Genomic DNA, 25252 nt, shown 5'->3' with positions numbered 1-25252 from the left:
TAACCTATTTTAGGTAAAATCGATCTATTTTATCCACTAACCCAAATCGATGCATACTGTTAAACGATCCGTATTAGTTCCTTTTTCTGCTTCTCAAATGTTTGATCTGGTGGCCGATGTGGCCCGCTACCCAGAGTTCATGCCTTGGTGTGGCGGCGCACAAGTACATGATCATAACGAGCACGGTATGAAAGCCTCTGTCACCATTAGTATTGCTGGAGTCAAACAAAGCTTTACCACCCAAAATACCCATCAATACCCCGAGCACATTCAGTTGCTATTGGTTGATGGCCCGTTTTCAGACTTAAAAGGGGATTGGTATTTTAAAGCCTTAGGTGAAGACGGCTGTAAAGTTGAGTTCATCATGGAGTACGCTTTTTCAAATCGTGCTCTGGAAATGGTCGTAGGCCCTATTTTTAATCGCGTGGCCAATAGTTTTATTGATTCGTTTACGCGTCGTGCTCACGACCTGTATGACTAACTCTCTTTTACATCACACAACACTCTATGATAACAATTGAAATTGTGTTTGCGGCAAAAAATACGCTTTGGCAGCGTACCTTGTCCGTTCCTGCTCACTCTACAGCACAATACGCCTTGCAAAGCAGTGGTTTGTACGAAGAGCACCCCGAGGCCGTAGATCTAGCCATAGGGCTATTTGGCGAGCTGTGCCAGGCACAAACCGAGCTGCGTAATGGCGACAGACTCGAGGTATACCGTGATTTGGTATTTGACCCAATGGAGTCACGCCGTCGGCGAGCGGCCCATCGTAGTCAGCAACAAGCTCAAACCAAAACTCGCCGCAAGCCCAGCATTGCAGCGAGTATGATATTGAACCGAGACTAAGGTTAGTACTTGGCTATTTCCCAACCGTAGGGCAATGAACCCACTTCAAGCGGTACGTGTTTGTCATCAACGAGCACATATAGCGATTGCTGCTCGATATTTTCAATCAGTATTTCGATTAGGGCCACATGGCGCTCAAGCGCTGCATCATAGGCGTGATTAATAATACGACCTAAGGGACGATCTGGGTTTTCAGTAGTGAAAATATCTTGGCCTGACACTAAAGGCAATGCCTTGGCAGTAGAAGCCCACACTAAAGCAGCGCGGCGTTTGGCTGTGGTGCGATAGTGCAAGCGAGCCACCACTTCTTGACCAGGAAAGCACCCTTTTTTAAAGCTCACACCGCCTACAATATCGAAATTAATGTCTTGTGGTAAAAAGCTTTCGTAGTTGTGCGCGTTTACCCATGCTAAACCAGCGTAAATATCCTGAGCTAGCCACGACTCTGAGCTGGCGCTAGCTGCTAGTGGGCTCTCAGCGCTGTAATCAATAAACCAAGCGCGGGCTACGTTTTGATCTGAGTGGTTAGGCGCACCGATTAGCGTATAGCTATCGTGCTGTTCAACTGGAAAATGTGCTTGAGGTAAAGTGAAAGTTGGCGTGGGCGCGTTGTTTAGGCCATAAATGCGGGCCTCACACAAGGTGATTTTCGCTTTGGCGCGTAATAAAAATAGCGACAAGCGCTTGCGCAAGGTGTCAGCAATAGAACTATGCACCATGACATACCGTGCTGTGTTGTCTAATGGGTCAGGCCATACGATAAGGGTGGCTTGAAGACGCCCTTTGGCTTGACAAAAACCAGCTAAAACAGCCTCGTTGGCATGTAGCTCATCAACGGCATTAGTTAATTGCGATTGCAAAAACGTTACGGCATCGGCACCGGTTACGTGTAAAAGCGCTAAGTCATCCAGAGGGGCTAATTGATCAGAGCTAAAAGTCATAGTAGAAAAACAGTAAAAAGGTATAACAAGTATTACGTAGGATTGTATATATAATAGCTGTCTTGATTTGAATTGATAGCTATTCCACCTGTTAATACAGGGTAAAAGAGGTTGGTCGGGCATGAAGAGAAAAGCACTACTTTTAATAGGTTTACTCATTGTGGCAAGCGCTGCGGCCAGCTATGGGGTGTGGTGGTGGGTGATGCAGCGCGTGGTACCAATGCAAGCAGAGCGCATTGATTACATTATTGAAGCAGGCTCAGGTCCTAAAACCATTGCACGGCAAATGCGCGAAGCAGGCATTGACGTAGATGAAGACCAATTTGTTTGGTTGGCTCGACTAACAGAAAAAGATAAACAACTGCAGGCTGGGGCCTATGAGGCGGTACAAGGCGATACGCTCTGGACTTTACTTGAGCGCATGGCCCAAGGGGATATGTTACAGACCCGTATCACCTTGATTGAAGGGTGGGACTACAAGCGCATTCGTGCGGTTTTAAGTCAAAACCCCTATGTAAAACAAACCTTGACGGGGCTAAGTGATACCGAGTTACTGGCTCAGCTAGGGGCCGAAGCTACCCATCCCGAAGGGTTGTTTTACCCAGATACTTATGTGTTTGTACCGGGTACCTCCGATTACGATATTTTACGTCGTGCTTATCATGCCCAAGCCGAGCTACTTGAAACAATGTGGGCCGAGCGTGCCCCCGATTTGCCACTTAAAACGCCGTATGAGGCATTAATTTTGGCTTCAATCGTAGAAAAAGAAACGGGTCATAGTGCTGATAGAGAGCGTGTGGCGGGTGTCTTTATTAATCGCTTGCGCCGTGGCATGCTATTGCAAACCGACCCAACAGTTATTTATGGTATGGGCGAGGCCTACGAGGGCCGCATTCGCAAGCGTGATTTGCAAACCGATACGCCTTGGAACACTTATATGCGCTCAGGCTTGCCGCCTACGCCCATTGCCACGCCTAGCAAGGCAGCTTTGCAGGCTACTTTACATCCAGAGCAGCATAATTTTTTATATTTTGTGTCCAGAGGCGATGGTACCAGTGAGTTTTCTCGTAACTTAAACGACCACAACCGAGCTGTACGTAAATACATTTTAAATAGAAGTTAAGTTTATGCACTCCACATCACAACGCGGCCTGTTTTTAACTCTTGAAGGGGTAGACGGAGCCGGTAAAAGTACGCATATCCCGTTTATCAAACGTTATCTAGAAGATAAAGGCATCACGGTCATTGTGACTCGCGAGCCTGGAGGGACCCAATTAGGAGAGCAACTACGAGAGCTGCTTTTGCACACACCCATGAGCTTAAAAACAGAAGCACTTTTGATGTTTGCTGCGCGCAATGAGCATATTGAACAGGTTATTGAGCCTGCTTTGACAGCAGGGCATTGGGTGCTTTGTGATCGTTTTACGGATGCCAGCTTTGCCTATCAAGGGGGCGGGCGTCAGTTAGGGGCAGAGCCCATCGAATTACTTGAGCAATGGACACATCCGACTTTGCAGCCCGATCATACGTGGTTGTTTGATTTGGACTTGCATTTAGCGCAAGAACGGTTACGTCGTACACGTGATATGGACCGTTTTGAAAACGAAGCCGAGGATTTTTTTAAACGCACACAGCAGTTTTATCATTTGCGCGCACAACGTTTTCCGCAACGGTTTAGTATTATTGATAGTAGCCAGTCTATTGACTCGATTGAGCAGCAATTAGCCCAACATATTGATGCGTTAATTTAGGAAAGTTATGTCTCCCTTAGAGTATTACCCGTGGCAATTGGCTACAGCGCAGCAATGGTTACACGATACCCAGCGCTTTGCCCATGCTTGGTTACTCCATGGTGCTCCTGGTATTGGCAAGGTTCAGTTTGCTAAAGCCGGAGCCGCAGCGTTATTGTGTGAACAGCCTCATGCAGGGCAGGCGTGTGGGCAATGCACCTCATGTCAGTGGGTACGCTCTGGTAATCATCCTGATTTGCGTTGGATTCGTCCCGAGACGTATCAGCTCGAGGAAGACCCAGAGGCTGTCACCACCAAAAGCCCTTCTAAACATATTCGTATTGAGCAACTGCGTACAGTAGCAGACTGGTTTCATACGGCCACGCATCGAGGCGGTTTTAGGGTGGCGGTTTTGTATCCAGCTGAAAGCCTAAATCATGTATCGGCGAATGCTTTATTAAAAATCCTCGAGGAGCCCGTAGCAAATACGGTGTTTTTACTCGTAAGTCATAATTATGAGGCTTTGTTGCCCACTATTATTTCTCGTTGTAGGCGATTGGGTTTGGTTACACCGACTACTGAACAGGGTTTGGATTGGCTAAAAGCGCAACAGCTTGAGCAGCCAGAAGATTGGCTGGCCGCAGCGGGTGGGGCACCCGTAGCAGCATGGCAGTTAGCACAAAAACAAGATCAACCGTATCCAGTATGGCTAATAACATTAACCGAGCATTTAGCTCAAGGTCAGCCCAAGGCGATTATTGCCTTGGCGGATCAGATTGAGGCCGAACCCACAGCGCGTTGGCTTGATACCTTGCAGCGTTTTTACGTAGATCTGCAGTTTTGTGCTCAAGGCTTAGCGCCGCGTTATTATCCGGGACTGGGCAAAGCCTATGCGCAACTCGGTGCTCGTATTCCTTTAAATGCCATACAACAGCAATGGAAATGGCTGGCTACACAAAAAAAGCAAGCAGAGCACCCTTTAAACGCTAAACTATTAATACACACCGTTTTAGAGCGTATCGCCCACCATCGCTTTAGCTCCTAGTTGTTTACTTATTATGTATATAGATTCTCATTGTCATATTGATTTTCCTGACTTGGCTGCAAACATTGATTCAGTGCTTGCTTCCATGCACCAACATCAGGTAGATAAGGCCCTGGTGGTTAGTGTGTGCTTAGAAGACTGGCCTCGTTTAATACAGCTGGTCGAAGCACACGATGCTTTGTATGCATCCGTGGGGGTACACCCAGGCTACGATACAGTGCCAGAGCCTACTTTTGATGACCTGTCAAAGCGCGCCCAACATCCAAAAGTGATTGCTATTGGTGAAACCGGTTTGGATTATTTTCGCCTTGAAGAACCCTTAGATTGGCAGCGCCAACGTTTTGCTTTGCATCTAGAGGTCAGCAAGCAAAGTGGCTTGCCCAGCATTATTCATACACGTAACGCTTATGCAGATACGCTTGCCATTATGCGTGAGGCTGACTCTGCAGTGGGTGGTGTTATGCATTGCTTTAGTGAAGACTGGGAGGCGGCCAAACAAGCACTGGATTTAGGGTTTTATATTTCATTATCAGGCATTGTTACCTTTAAAAGCGCGCATCAGGTGCACGAGGTGGCACAAAAAGTACCTTTAGATCGGTTGTTAATTGAAACCGATTCCCCTTATTTGGCTCCTGTGCCTTATCGGGGCAAAACCAATCAGCCAGCGTGGGTAGTTCATGTGGCCGAACGTATTGCACAGCTTAAAGGCCTGCCCGCCAGTGCAATCGCTAACGCAAGTACTGATAATTTCTATCAATTATTCACCAAAGCCAAAACGCTATAAAGGATTACACAATGCGCATTACATCATGGGTTATTGCTTTAGGTTTAAGTGTTGGTTTAGTCAGTACAAGTCATGCGGTGGATGATGAATTTTGGCTTGATGTGGAAAATAATCGGGCTAAAGCGGTACTAAACTACCTAGCTCAAGGTGCAGACCCGAACATTAAAAGTCGTGAAGAGTTGCCGGCTGTGATGTGGGCCATTCAAAATCAATCTTGGGCTGTTTACGACCTATTGATTGCTCATCGTCAGTTTGATCCTAATGTGGTTAATGCCAACAATGAAACGCCATTAATGTATTTAGCTATCTTGGGGGAAGACCAAAAGGCAGAGCAATTAATTGCAAAAGGTGCGCAGGTACAACGCCTAGGGTGGACGCCATTGCATTATGCAGCATCCAAAGGTCACCTAAGCACGGCGCAGTTGTTGCTTAACCATGGGGCACTTGTTAATGCACCTGCTCCAGATGGCTCCACCGCGCTCATGATGGCGGCACGCTCAGGAAGTCGTTCTATGGTGGATTTATTATTGCAAAAAGGGGCTGACCCTACGGTACGTAGCTTAAATCAACTCACAGCAGCCGATTGGGCTGAGGCCAATCAAAACACCCGCTTAGCCTCTCAGCTGCGCGAGTTAGAGCAACGCTATGATCATAGCCAACCTAATGCGATCGGTTTAGACCAGAGCCCTTCAGCGCCCTCAGCACGTGTACCTGAACCTGCTGCGCCTAGTTCTACTACAGACAGTGGCACATCAAAGTATTTTGATTTGAAGCGGTTTGAATAAATCGCTGCTAGCACAATAAAAAACGATCGCTCTAGAGCGATCGTTTTTTGTTAGAACAGATTAGACATCGATGCGTTTGGTTGTTTCTGCATCAAACCAATGCAAACGATACTCTTCATTTAATCCTACTTGGATGGATTCCCCTACCTCGATAGGATTGGTTTTACTGGTTTCAGTAGAGGTGCGAATAACAACACCATGCTCACCATTGCGACCATGAATCAACTGCTCTGAACCCAAAATTTCAATCATTTCTACTTCTATGGTCAAACCGTCTTGATGCAGCAAGGCGTGCTCGGGGCGTAAACCCATAATAACGTTTCTACCGTATAGCTCGGGGTGTACCAAATGCTTTGGAATAAATAGCGCCATATCACGGTCGTTGTAAACGGTGCCGTCTTGACCCACACGAACAGGGATTAAGTTCATAGGGGGGGAACCAATAAAACTTGCCACAAAGGTAGAGGCAGGTTTTTCAAAAACCTCCATAGGGGTACCAATTTGTTCCGCCACGCCTTTATTCATCACAATCATGCGTTGTGCCAGCGTCATGGCTTCGACCTGATCATGCGTTACATACAAGCTAGTGGTTTTTAAACGCTGGTGTAAGCGTTGAATTTCCAAACGCATTTGAACTCGAAGCTTGGCGTCTAGGTTAGAAAGCGGTTCATCAAACAAGAACACCTTGGGCTCGCGTACAATAGCACGTCCCATGGCTACCCGCTGACGCTGGCCCCCAGAGAGCTGACGGGGGCGGCGGTCAAGCAATTGCGATAGTTCGAGAATTTGTGCAGCCACATTAACGCGCTCACGAATTTCTTCTTTGCTAAATTTACGAATTTTTAACCCATACGCCATGTTGTCGTAGACGGTCATGTGCGGATACAGAGCATAGTTTTGAAACACCATCGCAATGTCGCGCTCAGCTGGCTCGAGTTGATTTACGACTTTGTCGTCAATAGCAATCGAGCCACCAGTAATACTTTCTAAGCCTGCAACCATACGCATCAGCGTTGATTTACCACAACCCGAAGGGCCTACAATCACCACAAACTCGCCGTCTTGGACCTCCATGTCGATGCCATGGATGACTTCAATATTACCGGGATACACTTTGGTGACATTATTTAATGTAAGAGTTGCCATAATTTTTAAATCCTGAGTCGTGGCTTATTTTTCTGAGTCCACTAAACCTTTTACAAACCATTTTTGCATCAGCATGACCACTAAGGCAGGTGGGATCATAGCGAGCATGGCTGTGGCCATCACAATATTCCATTCGGTGACACTATCACCGCCCGAAATGAGACGCTTAATACCGATCACAATGGGGTACATGTTCTCGTTGGTGGTGATGATTAAGGGCCAAAGGTATTGGTTCCAACCATAAATAAATTGAATTACAAATAAAGCTGCAATACTGGTTTTTGATAAGGGCAGCAACACGTCTTTAAAAAAGCGCATTGGTCCCGCACCATCGATACGCGCAGCCTCTACCAGTTCATCGGGAATGGTTAAAAAGAACTGCCTAAACAAAAAAGTAGCCGTAGCGGACGCAATAAGCGGCAGAGTTAAACCGGCATAGCTGTTTAACATACCTAAGTCAGACACCACTTTAAAGGTAGGAGCAATACGCACCTCGACCGGTAGCATCAGGGTGACAAAAATCATCCAGAAAAACAGCATCCGCAAAGGAAAGCGAAAATACACCACAGCAAATGCAGAGATCATAGAGATAGCAATTTTGCCGATGGCAATTACCAATGCCATGACGGTACTGACCCACAGCATACGCAACACAGGGGGTGCGCTAGTGCCTGGTGCACCAAACAGAGCTTGGTGATAATTTTCAAAAAAATGACTGCCAGGCAGCAACGACATAGGAGCCTGAGCGACCTCGGCCGAGGTTTGAGTGGAGGCAATAAAGGTCAAATACAAAGGAAATGCAATGACCGCTACGCCAAGTAATAAAATAAAGTGACTAAAAAAGTCTAATAGAGGACGACGTTCAATCATTACGAGACCTAATAGTTAACGCGGCGATCAATAAAGCGGAACTGGACCACAGTGAGCGCAATAACGATAAACATGAGTACCACAGACTGGGCAGCTGAAGCGCCAAGATCTAAGCCTTTAAACCCTACGCTATAGACTTTATAAACTAAAATGGAAGTGCTTTCACCTGGGCCCCCTTGCGTCATAATATCGATAATGGCAAAGGTGTCAAAAAACGCATAAATGACGTTGACCACAAGCAAGAAAAAGGTAGTGGGGGATAAGAGCGGAAACACAATGGACCAAAAGCGTCGCATGGGGCCTGCTCCGTCTATAGCTGCAGCCTCAATAAGCGAACGCGGGATGGCTTGTAGGCCAGCTAAGAAAAACAGAAAGTTATAGGAGATTTGCTTCCAAACGGCAGCCATGACAACTAAGAGCATGGCGTCATTGCCATCTAAGCGTGGGTTCCATTTAATGCCCATCTCAAAAAGAAAGACGGCAATTACGCCCACTGAAGGGGAAAACATGAATAACCACAGTACCCCTGCTACCGCTGCTGCGACAGCATACGGCCAAATGAGCATGGTCTTATAGAAATTAGCGCCTCGGATGACGCGGTTAGCTAACACGGCCAACAACAATGAGATAGCTAAACCAGCAACAGCGACCAGTAATGAGAACTGGGCTGTGATTTTGAACGATTCCAAATACGCGCTTTGCGCAAATAGCTCTTTGAAGTTGTCCAAACCAACAAAAGCAGAGCTAAGACCAAAAGGGTCTTCTAGGTGAAACGATTGCCATAGTGCTTGGCCGGCGGGAAGAAAGAAAAAAATTACCGTAATGGCAAGTTGTGGTGCCAGCAACAGATAAGGCAGCGTTTTATGGTTAAAAACGACACGCTTTTCCATAAGATTAAATATAAGAAGAGGGTGGGATCAGCCACATTGAAAAAAGAGAAAAATAAAGACCGGAATAGGAGTAAAGCCCTATTCCGGCATAAATTGTAGACGAAATTCGTCGATAAGACTGCTTTTTATATTAACGTATTATTTAACGCTTTTCTCAAAACGCTCAAGCAGCTCGTTGCCACGCTGAACCATGGTTTTTAAACCTTGTTCTGGGCTGACCTGACCTGAGAAGATTTTTTCCATTTCGCCATCTTCAATATCACGAATTTGTGGGAGGTAGCCTAAACGTACACCACGTGAGTTTTCTGTAGTCAGCGCGTCAAGCTGCTTAACGGCTACATCTGCCCCTACGTTTTCATCGTAATAGCCGGCTTCTTGGGTTAAGCGGTAGCCTTCGGTAGTAACAGGTACATAACCGGTTGCCTGATGCCATGCAGCGGATTGCTCTGGGCTAGATAAGAAGTGGAAGAATTCCGTAATGCCTTTATAGGTATCGTCGGATTTGTTGGCAAATACCCATAGGGATGCGCCACCAATAATGGAGTTTTGTGGTGCATCTGGGATGTTTTCGTAGTAGGGCAGAGTGCTGGTGCCAAACTCAAACTTACCGGTTTTGATGATGTTGGCACGGTTTCCGCTTGAACCAGTAAACATACCACAGTTGCCACTAGTAAATAGGGCATTAGAGGTATCGCCGCGACCACCATAGGTGAAGGTGCCGGCTTTGGACATATCGGTTAAGAAAGTGAGGTGTTCGATAAACTGAGGCTTATCGCTTTCTAAGCGAGCACCGAGGCCACCAAAACCGTTGTCTTCACTTGCAAAGGGTAGGTTGTGCCAAGCGGCAAAGTTTTCTAGCAAAATCCAAGAAGGCCAAGAAGTGGTGTAACCACACTCGTAGCCGGCATCACGGATTTTTTTGGCAGCCGCGGCGACTTCGTCCCATGTTTTAGGTGGGTTTTCAGGATCTAGACCTGCTTTCTTGAATGCATCCTTGTTGTAATACAAAACAGGAGTGGAGCTATTGAAAGGCATAGAAATGAGCTTGCCATCTCCGGAGGAGTAATAACCTGCCACAGCACCAATAAACTCTTTAGGATCGAGGGGTTTGCCTACTTTTTCTGACATTTCTTGTACTGGCTGAATCGCGCCTTTGGCGTTCATCATGGTGGCGGTACCGACTTCAAAAACCTGTAGAATATCGGGGGCGTTACCTGCACGGAATGCAGCAATACCCGCATTCATGGATTCGCCGTAATTGCCTTTGTAGCTAGGTTTAACTACATAGTCAGACTGACTTTTGTTAAATTTTTCGGTTAACTCGTTAACGCGGTCTCCTAATGCTCCTTCCATGGAGTGCCAAAACTGGATCTCAGTGGCAGCATGAGCTGAACCCATCATGGCAATTGCAGCTGCCAAAGACAAAGTAAATGTCGTAGTACGCATTAGCGCTCTCCTGTAGAGTGTATGAAAGTAATAATTGGTCATTTAGATAACGGATCTAAGCATATGACTTGTTTATTACAATGGCGTGACTGTACCCACTAATCAGCTGTTTGGTCAATATAAAATAACCCAAACACGACAACCTTTCTTTCTCGGATTACAATAGCAAAATGATTAATGAAAAGCATACATTAACTTTCGCCTTTATTGGTGGTGGCAATATGGCCTCGGCTTTATCTGCGGGCTTAATTGGTAAACGTTGCGCCGCTAGCGATGTCTTAGTCATTGACCCAGTCGAAGCCGTGCGCCAACGCTGGCAAGATCTAGGCGCTCAAACGGCCGCTACTGTAACCGAGCAATTAGCTCAACAGCGCATTTGGATTGTGGCGGTCAAACCGCAGCAAATGAAAGAGGTGCTGTTGCAGTGTCAGCCTTATGTAAAGGACGATACGTTAATTATCAGTGTGGCTGCAGGTATTGCAGCACAAAGCATTGCACAGTGGTTGTCGTCTCATGGCAATCCCCACAATCGTGTTATACGCGCAATGCCCAACACACCTGCTTTTATCGGATGTGGCGCTACAGGCTTAATGGCGTTAGCAGCGGTTGAGCCCAACGACAAACTCATTGCAGAAACTGTATTTAAAACAGTGGGTGAGTTTGTGTGGGTGGAAAACGACCAAGCTATTGATGCGGTAACAGCTCTGTCAGGTAGTGGCCCTGCTTATGTGTTCTTATTTCTCGAAGCCTTAATTGCGGGCGCTGTGCATCAAGGGCTTAGCCCCGAGCAAGCTCGCAAGTTGGCTTTTGCTACATTAAGCGGTGCTACCGAGCTGGCCGCACTCTCTCCATTGCCTTTAAGCCATCTGCGCGATAATGTGACCTCTAAAGGCGGAACGACTGCAGCAGCATTAGATGTATTTAATCAGAACGGCTTTTCTGAATTGGTTCAGAAAGCAATGGATGCAGCCCAACAACGAGCTGCTGAATTAGCCCAAGAGTTCTCTTAATTCATTTACTTATGTCTATTTCTCGTTTTGATCCTATGCGCATAGGACAACTAGCTACTGCTATTGGTACCATGATTGTGATTGTGGTGGCCTCTAATGTATTGGTTCAGTATCCCATTAATAATTGGCTTACATGGGGTGCAGTGAGTTATCCCATTGCTTTTTTGGTAGCCGATGTATTGAACCGTCGTTTTGGCCCTCAGTCAGCACGGCGTGTTGCGTACTTTGGTTTTGTTGCTGCACTGATTATTTCTGTTTTTGTGGCAACTCCGCGTATTGCATTGGCTTCCGGTTCCGCATTTCTTGTCGCACAGCTATGCGATATTTATCTTTTTGATCGTCTACGCAATCGTTCTTGGTGGCAAGCACCCTTAGTGGGTGGTATTGCTGGCGCAATGGTTGATACTTTTATTTTCTTTAGTATTGCATTTGCTGGTACAGATATGCCCTGGCAGACCTTAATGCTAGGGGATTTAGCAGTGAAATTGTGCTTAAACACTTTTATGTTGGCACCTTTTCGAGCGCTTATGTGGAATATTGCACGCCCTACAAATATGTAATTCTTAATCAAAAATAAACGCCCTGGTTCTAGGGCTATTACGTAGTGACAATTCTTGAGGACTGTTACAGAATACGCAATACTTAATTTTTTAGGCTGTTGGCTCTTTACAAGATCAACAGCCCTTTGTTTATGGGCGATTAGGTTGCTTACCAAGCTGTCCTAATTCGCTTTTTGGAATTTTATTATGGCCGATATTCTTCCGCAGCTCGTGCAGCAGCTATTTAATGGGCTGTCGTTAGGCGCTATTTATGCCTTGATAGCTATTGGGTACACGATGGTGTATGGCATCATCGGCATGATTAATTTTGCTCATGGCGAAATTTACATGATTGGGGCATATACCGGTTTAGTCACCTTGTCTGCCATTGGGGTCGGGTCAGGCATTCCCGTTATGCTCATCGTGCTTATTATGCTGATTGTGGCTGCATTGGTCACCGCAGTCTATGGGTATGCAGTAGAAAAAGTGGCTTATGCCCCTTTGCGTGGTAGTCCACGATTGGTGCCTTTAATTTCCGCTATTGGGATGTCTATCTTTTTACAAAACTGGGTGGCTTTAGGCCAAGGGGCACGTGATATGGCAGTGCCTAACCTAGTCTCAGGTGCATTACAAATTCAATTGGGCGATGATTTTGTCTTCAATGCCCCGTATTCCCGTATTTTGATTATTGTCACCACAGTCATCTTAATGACGCTACTTAGTCTTTACATTAAGTACTCCCGCATGGGGCGAGCCTCGCGGGCGTGTTCCCAAGACCTAGGCATGGCCAACTTACTTGGTATTGATACAAGCCGAATCATTTCTTTTACGTTCATTGTGGGGGCAATGTTGGCGGCCGTGGGGGGCGTATTAATTGCATTAGCTATAGGAAAGCTGACACCTTTTATTGGTTTTATCGCTGGCATCAAAGCATTTACCGCAGCTGTGCTGGGTGGAATAGGCAGTATTCCGGGGGCCATGTTGGGTGGGGTGATTCTTGGGCTAGCAGAAACGTTTGCTGCAGCCTATATCTCTTCGCAATACAAAGACATCGTAGCGTTTGCGTTATTGGTTTTAATCCTGCTATTTCGTCCTACGGGCTTGCTTGGTAAACCAGAGGTGGAAAAAGTCTAATGGCCAAACAATTCCAAAATGCATTCTTTGCCGCTATTTTAGCTGGTGTGATTATCGCGCCTATTTTTGGCTTTCAAATTCTTCGGGTGGGTGCAGAAACCACATTAAAACCCGATTGGCCCATGATAGGTTGGGGCATGGCGATAGTTTTTGTATTTCAGCTCATTCGGCCTTATCTGTTGCGCTTATTCACACAGCGTAAAGGCCGCATCACCTTGCCCACGTTAAACGATAAAACGCGTCAAGGCGCTTTGTTTTTGATTGTGGCATTAGCCATGGTTTGGCCCTTCTTTGCAGGGCGTGCCGAAATTGATATTGCCACCTTGGTGCTTATTTATGTGATGTTGGGCTTGGGACTGAACATCGTGGTGGGCTTTGCAGGGCTGTTAGACCTAGGCTTTGTTGGGTTTTATGCGGTGGGCGCTTATACCTATGCATTGCTTTATCATTGGGCAGGCTGGGGCTTTTGGTCGTCATTACCCATGGCAGGTGCTATGGCTGCCTTATTTGGCTATTTGCTTGGGTTTCCTGTATTACGTTTACGGGGCGATTACCTTGCAATTGTCACCCTAGGCTTTGGTGAAATTATTCGTTTGTTACTGATTAATTTATATCCGGTCACGGGTGGCCCCGATGGGATTGCTGGCATACCTAAACCGACTGTGTTTGGTTATGTTATGGCGCGTCGTGCTCCCCAAGGAGAAACCACGTTTCATGACCTAATGGGGTGGAAGTTTAATAACGTTGATGTCATTATTTATCTGTATATATTGGCCCTAATTCTTGCCTTAATTACGCTATTTGTTTCAAATCGTTTAGTACGTATGCCTGTGGGGCGTGCATGGGAAGCCCTGCGCGAGGACGAAATTGCTTGCCGTTCATTAGGTCTTAACCCCACCGGTATTAAACTGTCCGCTTTTACAATTGGTGCTATGTTTGCCGGGTTTGGGGGCGCTTTTTTTGCCGCTCGCCAAGGCATTGTTAATCCCGAATCTTTTACTTTTATTGAGTCCGCTTTAATTCTAGCCGTAGTGGTCCTAGGGGGTATGGGGTCACAGCTCGGGGTTATTCTCGCCGCTATTTTATTAACAGTCGTCCCCGAGATTGCGCGTCAATTTGCGGAGTACCGCATGCTGATATTTGGTTTAGTCATGGTGGTAATGATGGCGTGGCGACCCCAAGGTCTACTACCTGTAAAACGGCCGCATGTGGAGCTATAAATGAGTCAACCTCTATTAACTGTTAATGATTTATGCATGCGTTTTGGCGGGCTGTTGGCGGTGGATCATGTCAGCTTTGAAGTAAAAACCGATCAGGTGTTTGCCATCATTGGGCCCAACGGAGCCGGTAAAACCACGGTATTTAACTGTATTGGCGGCTTTTATAAGCCCACTGCCGGACATGTTCAATTAGGTGATAAGCCTATTCATGCTTTGCCCAGCCATAAAGTAGCTCAAATGGGTCTGGTGCGTACGTTTCAAAACGTGCGTCTTTTTAAAAACCTGACCGTTCTTGAAAACTTATTGGTTGCACAGCACCAACGCTTAAACACAGGACTCTTAGCTGGGTTGCTTAAAACGCCTGCTTACAGACGGGCCGAGGAAGAGGCCAAGGTCGAAGCGGCGTGGTGGTTGGACTATATGGATTTACGTCCGTATGCGAACCGAGAAGCAGGGAATTTGGCCTATGGTCATCAGCGTCGTCTAGAAATTGCTCGGTGTATGATTACACAACCGCGTTTATTGTTATTAGATGAACCCGCAGCCGGATTAAATCCCCAAGAAAAACGAGACCTACAGTTATTAATTAATCAATTGCGTAGCGAAAAAGGGGTGGCCGTTTTACTTATCGAACACGATATGAGTCTGGTTATGGGGATTTCCGATGAGATTCTTGTCATGGAGTACGGCAAGCCCATTGCTGTAGGAAAACCAACCGCTATCCAAAACGATCCCCGTGTAATTAAAGCCTACCTAGGAGAAGAGTAAGTGTTAGAGCTCAATGCGGTCAGTACCTATTACGGTGCTATTCAGGCCTTAGATCAGGTAAGTGTAAAGGTTAACAAAGGCGAGATAGTGACGCTCATTGGTGCTAACGGGGCTGGTAAAACCACTTTGTTGATGACGGTCTGTGGCTCGCCACGTGCTAGTTCAGGGTCTATTTTTTTTGAAGGCATAGACATTACACAGCAGGCCACTCACATGATCATGCGCAGTGGTATGGCGTTGTCACCCGAAGGGCGGCGTGTTTTCCCCGATTTAACCGTGGCTGAAAACCTAAAGATGGGTGGGTTTTTTCTTAGCAAAGCCGATATTGAGGACGGTGAAGAGCATGTATATGAGCTTTTCCCCCGCCTAAAAGAGCGTGCAATGCAGCGTGCAGGCACTATGTCTGGGGGCGAGCAACAAATGCTAGCCATTGGGCGTGCTTTGATGACGCGTCCACGGTTGCTCTTATTGGATGAGCCTACTCTGGGGCTTGCACCATTAATCATTAATCAAATCTTTGAAATTATTCAAACCATTCGCAGCGAAGGTGTGACCGTGTTTTTGGTCGAGCAAAATGCTAATAAAGCCTTGCAAATTGCTGATCGAGCCTATGTACTTGAAACCGGTAAAGTGGTGCTAGAAGACACCGGGGCCAATTTACTTAGCAATGACGCGGTACGCCAAGCCTATCTGGGCGCTTAGTAAAAATCCCAGCCTGACGGTCTGGGATTTTTATTTTGCTTGATGCTTTAGAGCCCTTCCTGTTTAAGCGCTGCTTGCACCCCTGAGTCGAGAGCTAACTGCTCGTAAAAACGTCGTAGCTCTGGGTATGGGCTAAGATCCACTTGGACAAGATGTGCCCAACGTAACGTAACCCATAAATAGGCATCGGCCACAGAGCGTGTGCCGGTTAAGTAGTCCTTGTTTTGAAGCTGCTTGTCTAAAATAACAAAGTAACGGTCTAGCTGCGTTTTGGCCCCCGCAATAAGCTCGTCTTTGCAGCCTTCATCCACATAGTTTTTCCAACCAAAAATTAACCCGAACACACGGTGTACATCGGAATTAACCACACCCAGCCAGCGGCGTGTTTCAGCATGCGAACGTAAGTCTGTGCCGACTAAATCGGCGTGGGGGTATTTTTCGCCTAAATATTGCAAAATGGCCGTACTTTGCGTCAAAACCAAATCATTATCGCTTAATACAGGTACTGAGCCCGCAGGGTTTAAGTTTAAAAATCTCTCTGATTTGAGCTCTGTGCGTGCAATGGATTCAGACTCGTAAGGTTCGCCAATCCATTCTAAGACGATATGTATTGCCAAAGAGCATGCGCCTTGTAAGTAATAGAGTTTCATTTGTGCGTTTTCCTTTTTGGTTTGGGTTGTAAGTGCTGTTCTAGGAATTGCTCCATGCGTTCGTAAAATTCAAACTTATTTTCTTCATTGTGAAAACCATGGCCTTCGTTGTCTTTAACCATGTATTCGACCTCAACACCGCGGGCTTTTAGTGCATTTACCATTTGATCGCTTTCGGCCTTGTTAACCCGTGGGTCTTGAGCACCTTGAGCTATGAATAAGGGGGTTTTAATATGTTGTGCATTCAAAGCGGGTGAGGTGGCCTCTAGACGTTCTTTGTCTTGCTCTGGATGCCCCACCATGGTGTACATTTTTTCGAGTAGTGGACGCCAGTAGGGCGGAATGGTGTCCATGAAAGTGAGTAAGTTGGATACCCCCACATAATCAATCGCGGCCGCATACACATCGGGTGTTTTGCACAAGGCCATTAATGTTGCATAACCTCCATAACTGCCGCCATAAATTGCGAGTTTATTTGGGTCAGCAATGCGTTGTTTTAGTAACCAAGCCACTCCATCACTGATGTCGTCCTGCATGCTTAGACCCCACTGACCAAAGCTGGCTTCCCAAAACTGACGCCCATAGCCGGTGGAGCCGCGGAAATTAATTTGTAATACGGCATAGCCGCGGTTGGCTAAAAACTGCACCTCTGGATTAAAGCCCCAGCTGTCGCGTGCCCAAGGCCCACCATGAGGATTTACTACAACGGGTAAATCGCGGGCTTCAGTGCCAATGGGCAAGGTTAAATAACCGTGAATTTCTAAACCGTCTCGGGACATGAAGCGGATAGGCTTCATGGGTGCCATGTGAGCGGGATTCAGGTGTGGATTAATTTCACCTAAATGATAAAGACTTTGTGTGTCATCGTTATAGATAAAACGATGGCCTTGAGTACGGTCGCTGTATGCAGCGACCACAAAGGTTTTTTCATCACGTGTGGCGCTTTGTAAGCTGATTTCATAACCGGGCAGCAGTTGTTTAAGGCGCTCGTTGCGAATGGCGCTGATTTCATCAAAAAAATGATAGTGCAATTTATCTGCTTCAAAAAATGCAGCAGTTAGCACATGGCGCAAGCGTGAATATCCGGCACCTAATAAGTCGTATTTTGTATTTTCAAAAATAAGCTGCTCATCATCGGGGTGATCTGGATCAATCAAGACCAATGCTGAGGTATCGCGCCCTCGGTTGCTTAATGCGTAAAATTTATGATTATCTTTATCAAAAAACTGGGGGCTAACATCGGTACGGAAATCTGTTTGGATAATGGGCGTAAACGTGGCAGCCTCATCTGACCTGTGTAAAAGTACAGTATGAAGGCCATCGCTCATGATAGCGAGACGAACGTGTCCGGCGTGGTCGGTTTGCCAGCCAACAATATTACCTGGATTTTCAGCAACTTGGGTTTGTTCTCCGCTATGGATATTTACGCGGTAAACATCGAAAGCCTCGGGGTTGCGTGCATTATGTGCAATCAGCAAATGGTCGGGGTCGTCTTCAAGGTCGTCTTGAATACCAGCCCGTGCGCCCTCGAAAGGGGTTAGGTCTTTAACTGCCCCCGTGTCTGCATTCACTGCTAGTACATGGTAGTTTTCATCACCATGAAAATCTTTGGCATACACAACCGTATTGGGGCCTTTCCAAAAAAAGCCGTCTACATCGCGCTCGGTTTCAAAGCTAATTTGTTTGGGGACACCTACAGGTTTGCCTTTTTCCAATGTTTGCACAAACACATTCAAACGTGTGCTTTGCTCTACCGCCACGGGTTGTAAAAAACCTATCATGGACCCGTCATCTGACAAGGCATACGCGCTACGTTGAGGATTTTGGAAAAAATCCCTTAATTCATAATGTGGGGCTGGGCTGTCTTGGGGTGCTACCAAACTAAAACTCATACAGATATCCTAAATACGTTACGATAGATAAAAATTGCACGCTATACGTTCTATCATACACGCTGCTTATTGAAAACAGCAGGTATGACGGGCTCTGATTGCCACTTTATCCTTATGAAAATCGTCTTTTTAGATAAAGAGGCATTAAGATCAGCGGTGCCCTTGGCTTGGTGACAGATATCCATACCTAAGCGACTTAGGGTGCGTAATGCCGTACCTAAGCACCGTAGGAATCCTCACTCGTTAGGGTGGGGGGATGCCAATAGACCCTGCATGTAAATTGGGTTTTAAACCAGACTACGCGTTGCACAGGTAATGATTCCTATTATGAATGTTTATAACGAGGACACAGGACTCCACGAGGTAGTGACAGAATGACATCGTTTTTGCCTAATTTTTCCCTCACAGGGCAGCTTGCTTTGATTACCGGTTCAAGTCAGGGGCTTGGGTTAGCTATTGCGCAAGCCTATGCAGCTAGTGGGGCCACCGTGTTAATTAATGGCCGCAATCAAACAATGGTAGAAACTGCGGTGCAACGTATTCGTAATGCGGGCTATGCAGCGTATGCTTTTGTTCAAGATATCAATGATTTAGAATCGTATACGCATAATCATAATATATTATGTAAAGAGCATGGTGTACCAAGTATTCATGTCAATTGCGTAGGACAACGATTGCGTAAAGGGTTTGCTGAGTGCAGCCCTACAGAAATCATAGAGCATATCCAAACCAATTTAACCACAACGGTGCAACTTTCACGCCTTGCTGCCATGGCGATGCAACAGTCACAAAAGTTTGGGCGTATTATTAGCTTGTCTTCTATAGCAGGGCGTATTGCTCGACCTGGAGACAGTATTTATCCAATAGCTAAACAAGGCATAGAGGGTATGGTGCGTGCTTTGGCGGTAGAGTTCGGCGCATATGGTATTACAAGCAATGGCATTGCGCCAGGTACTTTTGCAACCGAATCCAATCAAACGCTTGCAGCGGACCCGATTAAAGGCCCGCAGGTATTAGGGCGCAACCCCATGCAGCGCTGGGCACAACCACATGAAATAGCAGGGGCCGCAGTATTTTTAGCTTCTCCTGCTGCATCCTATGTAAATGGTCATGTTATGGTTGTAGATGGTGGTTTTTCAATTACATTTTAACAAATTAGTTATGCGTCCTATACGAATTGCAATTAATGGGTATGGCCGAATTGGTCGGTGTGTATTGCGCTCTATTTATGAAAGAGATCTACACCAAAAAATTGAAATTGTGGCGATCAACGAGCCATCTGATTTAGAAACTATGGCGTACTTAACGCAGTTTGACTCCACCCATGGTGTTTTTCCGGGCAAAGTAGGGCGCAGTGACAACTGCTTGTTAATTAACGGCAAACAAATCGCCGTCACACATGCTTCAAAAATAACAGATGTGCCTTGGGCTGATTATCAACTGGACATGGTTCTGGAGTGCTCAGGTGTCTATGGCAAACGTAAGCAGTTGCAACAGTTTATTGACTCGGGCTGCCCCCGAGTGCTTGTGTCACAACCTGCTGACGGTGCAGACGAGGTAGATCACACCGTGGTTTTAAGCATTAATGACCATGAGCTAAACGGAGCACAACGCATTGTTTCAAATGCCTCCTGCACAACGAATGCGGTGATCCCTGTGTTAGCAGAGCTTGATGCATCGTATGGTGTGGATTACACATTTTTGACTACTTTGCATTCAGTTATGAACGACCAGCCTATGATTGATGGTTATCACCATAGTGATTTGCGTCGTACCCGTTCTGCCATGCAGTCTATGGTTCCAGTAGCAACAGGCTTAGCCCGAGGCGTAGAGCGTTTATTGCCGCAGCTACAGCATAAAGTGCAGGCCAAAGCCATACGGGTTCCTATTTTAAACGTTTCTGCTATTGATTTAATGGTGCAGTTACGACGCCCAACTTCTGTAAGTGAAATTAATAGCTTATTCATTCAAGCAGCACAGCGTCACCCAGAAATTATGGCCTATTCAGACCGTCCCCATGCTTCAATTGATTTTAATCATGATGCACATTCTGCTGTGGTAGATGGTAGCCAAACGTGCACCAACGAGGACGGTCTAGTGAATTTATTTATTTGGTTTGATAATGAATGGGGTTTTGCGAATCGCATGGTGGACATTAGTCTACTGTGGGCTCAACGCTTCCAAGACTCTTAATATTGCTGCAGTTCGTATCAATCTGGTGTAACCAAACAAGGAGCTAGTCATGCAAAATACACGTGTTGAAACCGACTCGATGGGCGCTATTGATGTACCAGCTAATCATTATTGGGGTGCTCAAACACAGCGATCCATAATGAATTTCCCTATTGGAGTAAAACGCTTTAAATTAACGCCAGTGTTGATTGAGTCGCTGGGTATACTAAAGCAGTCCGCAGCCAAAGCCAATCGAGATTTAGGGCAGATCCCCACAGAAGTGGCTGAGCTCATTATTCAGGCCGCTGATGATGTGATTACTGGCAAGCTAAACGATGAGTTCCCTCTGGTGGTGTTTCAAACCGGCTCGGGTACGCAAAGCAATATGAACAGCAACGAGGTCATCTCGAACCGAGCCATCGAGCTAGCGGGCGGAACCATGGGCACTAAAAGCCCCGTCCATCCCAATGATCACGTTAACCGGGGCCAGTCATCTAACGATACTTTTCCAACGGCTATGCACATTGCCGTGGCCTTAGCAGCGCATCGACATCTTTTCCCTCATGTTGAGGCGTTACGTGATACGTTGGCGGGTTTGGCAAAAAAATACAGTGCAATTGTAAAAACCGGTCGTACTCACTTGCAAGATGCAACGCCTATTACGCTTGGTCAGGAAATAGGTAGCTGGGTAGCTCAGATTGACTTTGGTCTAGACAGCGTACGTAATCAGTTGCCTGGTATTTATGATTTGGCTATTGGTGGTACTGCGGTTGGCACGGGTTTAAATGCACACCCTAAATTTGGTGACTTAACCGCTTCCTATATTGCGCAGCACACTGGCATGCCGTTTAAAAGCGCTGAAAATAAATTCTTTGCTTTATCTGCCCACGATGCATTAGTGAATTTTTCAGCTACCTTACGTACTTTGGCGGGTGGGCTTTTTAAAATGGCCAATGATGTGCGTTGGTTAGCTAGTGGCCCTCGTTGCGGTATAGGTGAAATTCATATTCCCGAAAACGAACCTGGCTCGTCGATTATGCCAGGTAAAGTGAACCCAACACAGGCAGAAGCCTTAACCATGGTATGTGTACAAGTTTTTGGCAATGATGCAGCCGTGGCATTCGCAGGTAGCCAAGGCAATTTTCAGTTGAATGTCTACAAGCCTGTTATGGTGCATAACGTGCTCGAGAGCATTCAATTGTTGGGTGATGCTTGCGCAGCATTTAATGAGCACTGCGCCGTGGGCATTGTGCCCGATCTAGAGAAAATAGATTTCTACCTAGAGCAAAATTTGATGTTAGTTACAGCATTAAATCGACACATAGGGTATGATAATGCGGCTGCAATTGCCAAGCATGCCCATAAAAATCAGTTAAATCTGAAAGAAGCTGCTATTGAGTTGGGCCATTTAACAGAGGACCAATACGATACATGGATTGATCCTTTGGCAATGACAGCACCATTAAAAGAATAATCTATTTAACTAAAGTAACAGGCACATCAACAGCATGAATAATTTTTGTGGCCGAAGAGCCTAATAACAAACCGGGAACGGGGCTTAGGCCTCGTGTTCCCATAATAAGATGGTCACACTGATTTTCATTAATAAAGCGTTTCACCACTTCATCAATGGCTCCTACAACAACATGTGTTTGGTAGGGCACGCCAGCATTAGAAAGGGTGGGCTCTAGAGTATCTAAGATAGCTTTGCCCTCGTCATCGTAATAACTATTTAGTACTTCTGCGCTAAAAAAGCGGCTTACGTTGTTGGAAACAATAGGGCTTTGTACGTTAACTACGTGTACGGTACAAGCTTCAGATTGTTGTTTAGCCATAGAGATAGCAAGCTCAAGTGCTCTTAGTGCTGGCTTTGAACCGTCGGTTGGGACTAAAATATTTCTCATACGTTTCTCTATATTGGTAGTGTATTGGTCACACATGTATTTTGTGCAGGCAAGTAACTCAAATAGGGTCTGACATTAGTAAAATATACTACTAGCATAGTATATGTTTTTGGAGTTTTTATGAAAATCAAACATTTAGCTTTATGCTTACCACTTGTGTTTGGGGCAAGTGTAGCAAAAGCAGAAGCACCTTCTTTTGAGAAAGTGCAAGATATCTTGCAAAAAAATGCCTGTTTAGCCTGTCACCAAGTTGATAACAAAGTCGTTGGCCCTGCTTACAAGGAAGTGGCAGAAAAATACAAAGGTGACCCAGCCAATGCAGAGCTATTAACAAAACACATCAAAGAAGGTAGTCAAGGCATATGGGGTGCTATTCCAATGCCACCAAACGTTGGTATTACTGACGAAGATCTAACAGTTGTGGTTGACTGGCTAATGGCTGGTGCGCCCAACTAATTATGTATAAAAAAAGCGCTGTTTTATAGCGCTTTTTTTATACATAATGATTACAGACTTGGGTAAATGTTTACACCAATATCTGCAGGTGGGGCATAATGCAACGCGCTAGTGACCAATGCATTAACCCCAGTTTGGGCGTAATCTTCCACATTCTCTGGTTTAATACCGCCTGCTGCTAAAAATATAGCTTTTGGCCAATGTTGACGCAGCATAGGTAGCCATTCACGTAATTGATTTGGGGTGGCTTTATCAAATTGCACTACATCTGCACCAGCTTCTATAGCTAAGAGTGCTTGTGTTTGGTTTTCCGCTTCAATGACTATTTTCTTTTCTGCAAATCCGGCTTTTTGCGCTGTGATTTTGTTCTTTAGTGCTTCCCAGCCTCCTAGTAACTCAATATGCTGAGGGAAAATTAATATGGTTTCGCTTAGGCCTAGTCGGTGAGGTAGCGCCCCCACACATAAAGTGGATTTAAGCGCTAAGGCGCGTAAGCCGGGAGCATGTTTACGTGTAGTGAGTAAAGCCATATTTGGATTGTGTTGTTGTATTGTTTGGTACATGCGGGCAGCTTGACGTGCTACGCCACAACTGTACTCCAATATATTTTGGCTTAGCTTCCAAGCACGTAGTACAGAATGCGCTGGCCCTTCACCGCGGATAAGTAATTCACCTGCTTGTACAGGCGTGCCGGAGGCTTTGATTTCCAATGTGCCAGCGCCACAATGAGCCAGAACTCTGCTTACCTCTTCTGTGCATGCAGCCACACCTTCGTGTCGAATTTTAAACTCAATATGAGCATGGGCAGCCCCAAGCCCAAGCATATGACTGGTTAGATCCAGTAGGGGTGCATCCTCGTTAATCCACCGATCAATCGTAGCATTATCAAAAAAAACAGAACTCATCATAAAGCACCAAAACGTCGTAATACGTAAAAAGATAAACCCGCAAAAGCCGCTAGCAATAAAGATAAGGTATTTGCACAAGCAAAATTAGCATCCATTACGTGATTAAAAATTGCTAACGATAAGGTTTCAGTACGCCCCGCAATATTACCGCCTAGCATCAATGAGATACCCACTTCCCCTAAAGCACGACCACCAGCCAAAATTAAACCAGCAGCTAAACCCTTGCGTATTAAAGGCAAATCAACAAACAAAAAAATACGCCATTTGGAATAGCCCAATGTGGCAGCAGCCTCGTGTAAGCGCCTGGGTACATTACTGAATGCTGTTTGTAGAGGTTTAACCATCAGTGGTAAACCTGCAATAAATGCGGCAACGATCAAACCTTTGGTCGTAAAAATAAGGGCAGGGCGTAATAGCTCTGGCAGAAGGGTGCTGAGCCAACCATTTTGCCCCCAAGTTAAAAGCAAGCCATAGCCGATCACAATCGGAGGAAAGATCAAAGGCAAGGTAACAACACCATCTAGAGCCCCTTTACCCCAAAAATCTTTACGAGCTAAAAGCCAAGCCAAGGCGGTGCCGATGATGCACTGCCAGAGTAATGACCAAAACAGTACTTCTATACTGAGCCACAGTGAAGAAAAACTGCAATCTAAATGCATTTACAAGCCATGTTGTTTCAAAATAGAACGCGCTTGCTCGGTATTTAAAAAATCTAAAAAGGCTTGAACCTCGTTGATTTGGCTATGACCGGTTAATGGGGCAGCGCTTAGTTCAATGGGGCGATAGCAGGTTTGTGGCATTTCTATAGGGGTGGCAAATTTATCTTGATGCGCTTGTGCTTCGCTAAGATTAACAAAGCCAGCATCGACTTCGTTAGTGATTACATAGGTGCTGACTTGAGGTAATGTGGTGACCTCGATCAACTTGGGTTCCATTTTTTCTAGTAAGCCCTGAGCAGTAAAGCATTCGATGGCCGCTTTGCCATAAATAGCGTTTTTTCTATCAGCAATTGCTATTTTTTTGACTGAGCTGTTTGTTAATTCATTTAACGAGCCAAGAGGTTTGTCCTTAGGGCTGACTAATACTAATTTGCCTTGACCTATGACTAGATGTTCTTGTGCTAGTTGCATAGGTTCGATAAAGAACCAATCGCCGATGAGGATTTGGATTTCAGGGTTTTGCCGTGCTTGAGCTTCAATTTGTTTAATGTTGCCAAACGCGCTGTCTACTTTAATCCCCGTGGATGTAGTAAACGCCTCAAAAACATCATTTAATGGTTTGCGATAACCCGCTGCCGTAGCGACAGTAAGGTTTGCTGCCAGTACAGGCACACATAACACACTGGCCAATAAACCAACTATTGTTTTTTTCATGATGAACTCTTTATATAGGTAGGTATATTTATAGCGATAAG

Annotated in this window: 28 protein-coding genes; 17 read left to right on the top strand and 11 right to left on the bottom strand. The window is 45.8% G+C overall.

The annotated features are described in order from the left end of the window. The first annotated feature begins 49 nt into the window (after positions 1–49). Both ACBP46_RS05970 and ACBP46_RS05965 read left to right on the top strand, forming a co-directional pair. Positions 50–481, top strand: a complete 432-nt coding sequence (locus tag ACBP46_RS05970) for a type II toxin-antitoxin system RatA family toxin (protein ID WP_371015823.1) — start codon at positions 50–52, stop codon at positions 479–481. Positions 482–507: 26 nt separating this feature from the next. Beyond that, positions 508–846, top strand: coding sequence for an RnfH family protein (locus ACBP46_RS05965; protein ID WP_371015822.1), 339 nt, complete (start codon positions 508–510; stop codon positions 844–846). A gap of 2 nt (positions 847–848) precedes the next feature. Here the strand turns inward: ACBP46_RS05965 and ygfZ are convergent, their stop codons facing one another. After that, positions 849–1787, bottom strand: a complete 939-nt coding sequence (gene ygfZ, locus ACBP46_RS05960; protein ID WP_371015821.1) for a CAF17-like 4Fe-4S cluster assembly/insertion protein YgfZ — start codon at positions 1785–1787, stop codon at positions 849–851. Positions 1788–1908: 121 nt separating this feature from the next. Between ygfZ and mltG the strand changes: the two genes are divergently transcribed. From mltG to ACBP46_RS05935, 5 genes are read left to right on the top strand one after another with little or no spacing between them, the layout of a single operon-like run. Beyond that, positions 1909–2910, top strand: a complete 1002-nt coding sequence (gene mltG, locus ACBP46_RS05955; RefSeq protein WP_371015820.1) for an endolytic transglycosylase MltG — start codon at positions 1909–1911, stop codon at positions 2908–2910. A gap of 4 nt (positions 2911–2914) precedes the next feature. Continuing rightward, the gene (gene tmk, locus ACBP46_RS05950) at positions 2915–3538 is read left to right on the top strand and encodes a dTMP kinase (RefSeq protein ID WP_371015819.1); all 624 of its coding nucleotides are present in this window, start codon (positions 2915–2917) and stop codon (positions 3536–3538) included. Between the two features lie 7 nt (positions 3539–3545). Then, positions 3546–4562, top strand: a complete 1017-nt coding sequence (holB, locus tag ACBP46_RS05945) for a DNA polymerase III subunit delta' (RefSeq protein ID WP_371015818.1) — start codon at positions 3546–3548, stop codon at positions 4560–4562. A 13-nt stretch (positions 4563–4575) separates the two neighbouring features. Next, positions 4576–5346 (top strand): TatD family hydrolase, encoded by a 771-nt coding sequence (locus tag ACBP46_RS05940; RefSeq protein WP_371015817.1) that lies wholly within the window; start codon positions 4576–4578, stop codon positions 5344–5346. A gap of 11 nt (positions 5347–5357) precedes the next feature. Further along, positions 5358–6131, top strand: a complete 774-nt coding sequence (locus tag ACBP46_RS05935) for an ankyrin repeat domain-containing protein (RefSeq protein WP_371015816.1) — start codon at positions 5358–5360, stop codon at positions 6129–6131. Between the two features lie 60 nt (positions 6132–6191). On the opposite strand, the gene ACBP46_RS05930 is transcribed toward ACBP46_RS05935, so the two are convergent. The 4 genes from ACBP46_RS05930 to ugpB all read right to left on the bottom strand — a co-directional run bounded on the left by ACBP46_RS05930 (position 6192) and on the right by ugpB (position 10483). After that, complete coding sequence (locus ACBP46_RS05930; protein ID WP_371015815.1) at positions 6192–7277, bottom strand: sn-glycerol-3-phosphate import ATP-binding protein UgpC; 1086 nt, start codon at positions 7275–7277, stop codon at positions 6192–6194. Positions 7278–7301: 24 nt separating this feature from the next. Next, complete coding sequence (gene ugpE / locus ACBP46_RS05925; protein ID WP_371015814.1) at positions 7302–8147, bottom strand: sn-glycerol-3-phosphate ABC transporter permease UgpE; 846 nt, start codon at positions 8145–8147, stop codon at positions 7302–7304. An 8-nt stretch (positions 8148–8155) separates the two neighbouring features. Next, the gene (gene ugpA, locus ACBP46_RS05920; protein WP_371015813.1) at positions 8156–9037 is read right to left on the bottom strand and encodes a sn-glycerol-3-phosphate ABC transporter permease UgpA; all 882 of its coding nucleotides are present in this window, start codon (positions 9035–9037) and stop codon (positions 8156–8158) included. Positions 9038–9175: 138 nt separating this feature from the next. Then, a complete protein-coding gene (ugpB, locus tag ACBP46_RS05915; RefSeq protein ID WP_371015812.1) occupies positions 9176–10483 on the bottom strand; it encodes a sn-glycerol-3-phosphate ABC transporter substrate-binding protein UgpB in 1308 nt (435 codons plus the stop codon). A gap of 170 nt (positions 10484–10653) precedes the next feature. On the opposite strand from ugpB, the gene proC reads away from it, so the two are divergent. From proC to ACBP46_RS05885, 6 genes are all read left to right on the top strand, one after another. Beyond that, positions 10654–11493 carry a pyrroline-5-carboxylate reductase gene (gene proC / locus ACBP46_RS05910; protein ID WP_371015811.1) on the top strand — a complete coding sequence of 280 codons (840 nt, stop codon included), beginning with the start codon at positions 10654–10656 and terminating at the stop codon, positions 11491–11493. Between the two features lie 11 nt (positions 11494–11504). Beyond that, the gene (locus tag ACBP46_RS05905) at positions 11505–12053 is read left to right on the top strand and encodes a queuosine precursor transporter (RefSeq protein WP_371015810.1); all 549 of its coding nucleotides are present in this window, start codon (positions 11505–11507) and stop codon (positions 12051–12053) included. Between the two features lie 186 nt (positions 12054–12239). Beyond that, positions 12240–13166: an ABC transporter permease subunit gene (locus ACBP46_RS05900; protein WP_077733162.1), complete on the top strand. Its 927-nt coding sequence runs from the start codon at positions 12240–12242 to the stop codon at positions 13164–13166. After that, positions 13166–14386 (top strand): high-affinity branched-chain amino acid ABC transporter permease LivM, encoded by a 1221-nt coding sequence (gene livM, locus ACBP46_RS05895; protein WP_371015809.1) that lies wholly within the window; start codon positions 13166–13168, stop codon positions 14384–14386. Before ACBP46_RS05900 ends, livM begins: the two co-directional genes overlap by 1 nt. Then, positions 14387–15154: a high-affinity branched-chain amino acid ABC transporter ATP-binding protein LivG gene (gene livG, locus ACBP46_RS05890; protein WP_371015808.1), complete on the top strand. Its 768-nt coding sequence runs from the start codon at positions 14387–14389 to the stop codon at positions 15152–15154. Further along, positions 15155–15856, top strand: a complete 702-nt coding sequence (locus tag ACBP46_RS05885; RefSeq protein ID WP_371015807.1) for an ABC transporter ATP-binding protein — start codon at positions 15155–15157, stop codon at positions 15854–15856. A gap of 47 nt (positions 15857–15903) precedes the next feature. On the opposite strand, the gene ACBP46_RS05880 is transcribed toward ACBP46_RS05885, so the two are convergent. Together ACBP46_RS05880 and ACBP46_RS05875 are read right to left on the bottom strand one after the other, a co-directional pair. Next, entirely contained in the window at positions 15904–16506 is a 603-nt protein-coding gene (locus tag ACBP46_RS05880) for a glutathione S-transferase family protein (RefSeq protein ID WP_371015806.1), read from the bottom strand. Next, positions 16503–18398 (bottom strand): S9 family peptidase, encoded by a 1896-nt coding sequence (locus tag ACBP46_RS05875; RefSeq protein WP_371015805.1) that lies wholly within the window; start codon positions 18396–18398, stop codon positions 16503–16505. Before ACBP46_RS05875 ends, ACBP46_RS05880 begins: the two co-directional genes overlap by 4 nt. 374 nt (positions 18399–18772) lie before the next feature. Here ACBP46_RS05875 and ACBP46_RS05870 point away from each other — a divergent pair, with 374 nt between their 5' ends. From ACBP46_RS05870 to fumC, 3 genes are read left to right on the top strand one after another with little or no spacing between them, the layout of a single operon-like run. Next, positions 18773–19549, top strand: a complete 777-nt coding sequence (locus tag ACBP46_RS05870) for an SDR family oxidoreductase (protein WP_371015804.1) — start codon at positions 18773–18775, stop codon at positions 19547–19549. 10 nt (positions 19550–19559) lie between these two features. Further along, positions 19560–20591: a type I glyceraldehyde-3-phosphate dehydrogenase gene (locus ACBP46_RS05865; RefSeq protein WP_371015803.1), complete on the top strand. Its 1032-nt coding sequence runs from the start codon at positions 19560–19562 to the stop codon at positions 20589–20591. 49 nt (positions 20592–20640) lie between these two features. Next, positions 20641–22044 carry a class II fumarate hydratase gene (gene fumC / locus ACBP46_RS05860; protein WP_371015802.1) on the top strand — a complete coding sequence of 468 codons (1404 nt, stop codon included), beginning with the start codon at positions 20641–20643 and terminating at the stop codon, positions 22042–22044. Between the two features lies 1 nt (position 22045). Here fumC and ACBP46_RS05855 read toward each other — a convergent pair whose 3' ends face one another. Beyond that, a complete protein-coding gene (locus ACBP46_RS05855) occupies positions 22046–22474 on the bottom strand; it encodes a universal stress protein (protein WP_371015801.1) in 429 nt (142 codons plus the stop codon). A gap of 120 nt (positions 22475–22594) precedes the next feature. On the opposite strand from ACBP46_RS05855, the gene ACBP46_RS05850 reads away from it, so the two are divergent. Beyond that, complete coding sequence (locus tag ACBP46_RS05850) at positions 22595–22930, top strand: c-type cytochrome (RefSeq protein WP_371015800.1); 336 nt, start codon at positions 22595–22597, stop codon at positions 22928–22930. A gap of 50 nt (positions 22931–22980) precedes the next feature. On the opposite strand, the gene modD is transcribed toward ACBP46_RS05850, so the two are convergent. From modD to modA, 3 genes are read right to left on the bottom strand one after another with little or no spacing between them, the layout of a single operon-like run. Beyond that, on the bottom strand, positions 22981–23838 hold the full coding sequence (gene modD, locus ACBP46_RS05845; protein WP_371015799.1) for a ModD protein: 858 nt from the start codon (positions 23836–23838) through the stop codon (positions 22981–22983). After that, on the bottom strand, positions 23835–24497 hold the full coding sequence (gene modB / locus ACBP46_RS05840; RefSeq protein ID WP_371015798.1) for a molybdate ABC transporter permease subunit: 663 nt from the start codon (positions 24495–24497) through the stop codon (positions 23835–23837). The genes modD and modB overlap by 4 nt, the downstream gene beginning before the upstream one ends. Continuing rightward, the gene (gene modA, locus ACBP46_RS05835; protein ID WP_371015797.1) at positions 24498–25211 is read right to left on the bottom strand and encodes a molybdate ABC transporter substrate-binding protein; all 714 of its coding nucleotides are present in this window, start codon (positions 25209–25211) and stop codon (positions 24498–24500) included. Positions 25212–25252: the final 41 nt, after the last annotated feature.

It is taken from the genome of Paenalcaligenes hominis, from assembly GCF_041359055.1.
Taxonomy (GTDB): domain Bacteria; phylum Pseudomonadota; class Gammaproteobacteria; order Burkholderiales; family Burkholderiaceae_B; genus Paenalcaligenes; species Paenalcaligenes hominis_A.
Note: the sequence above shows the minus strand (reverse complement) of the source record. Positions and strands in the feature narration are given on the sequence as shown.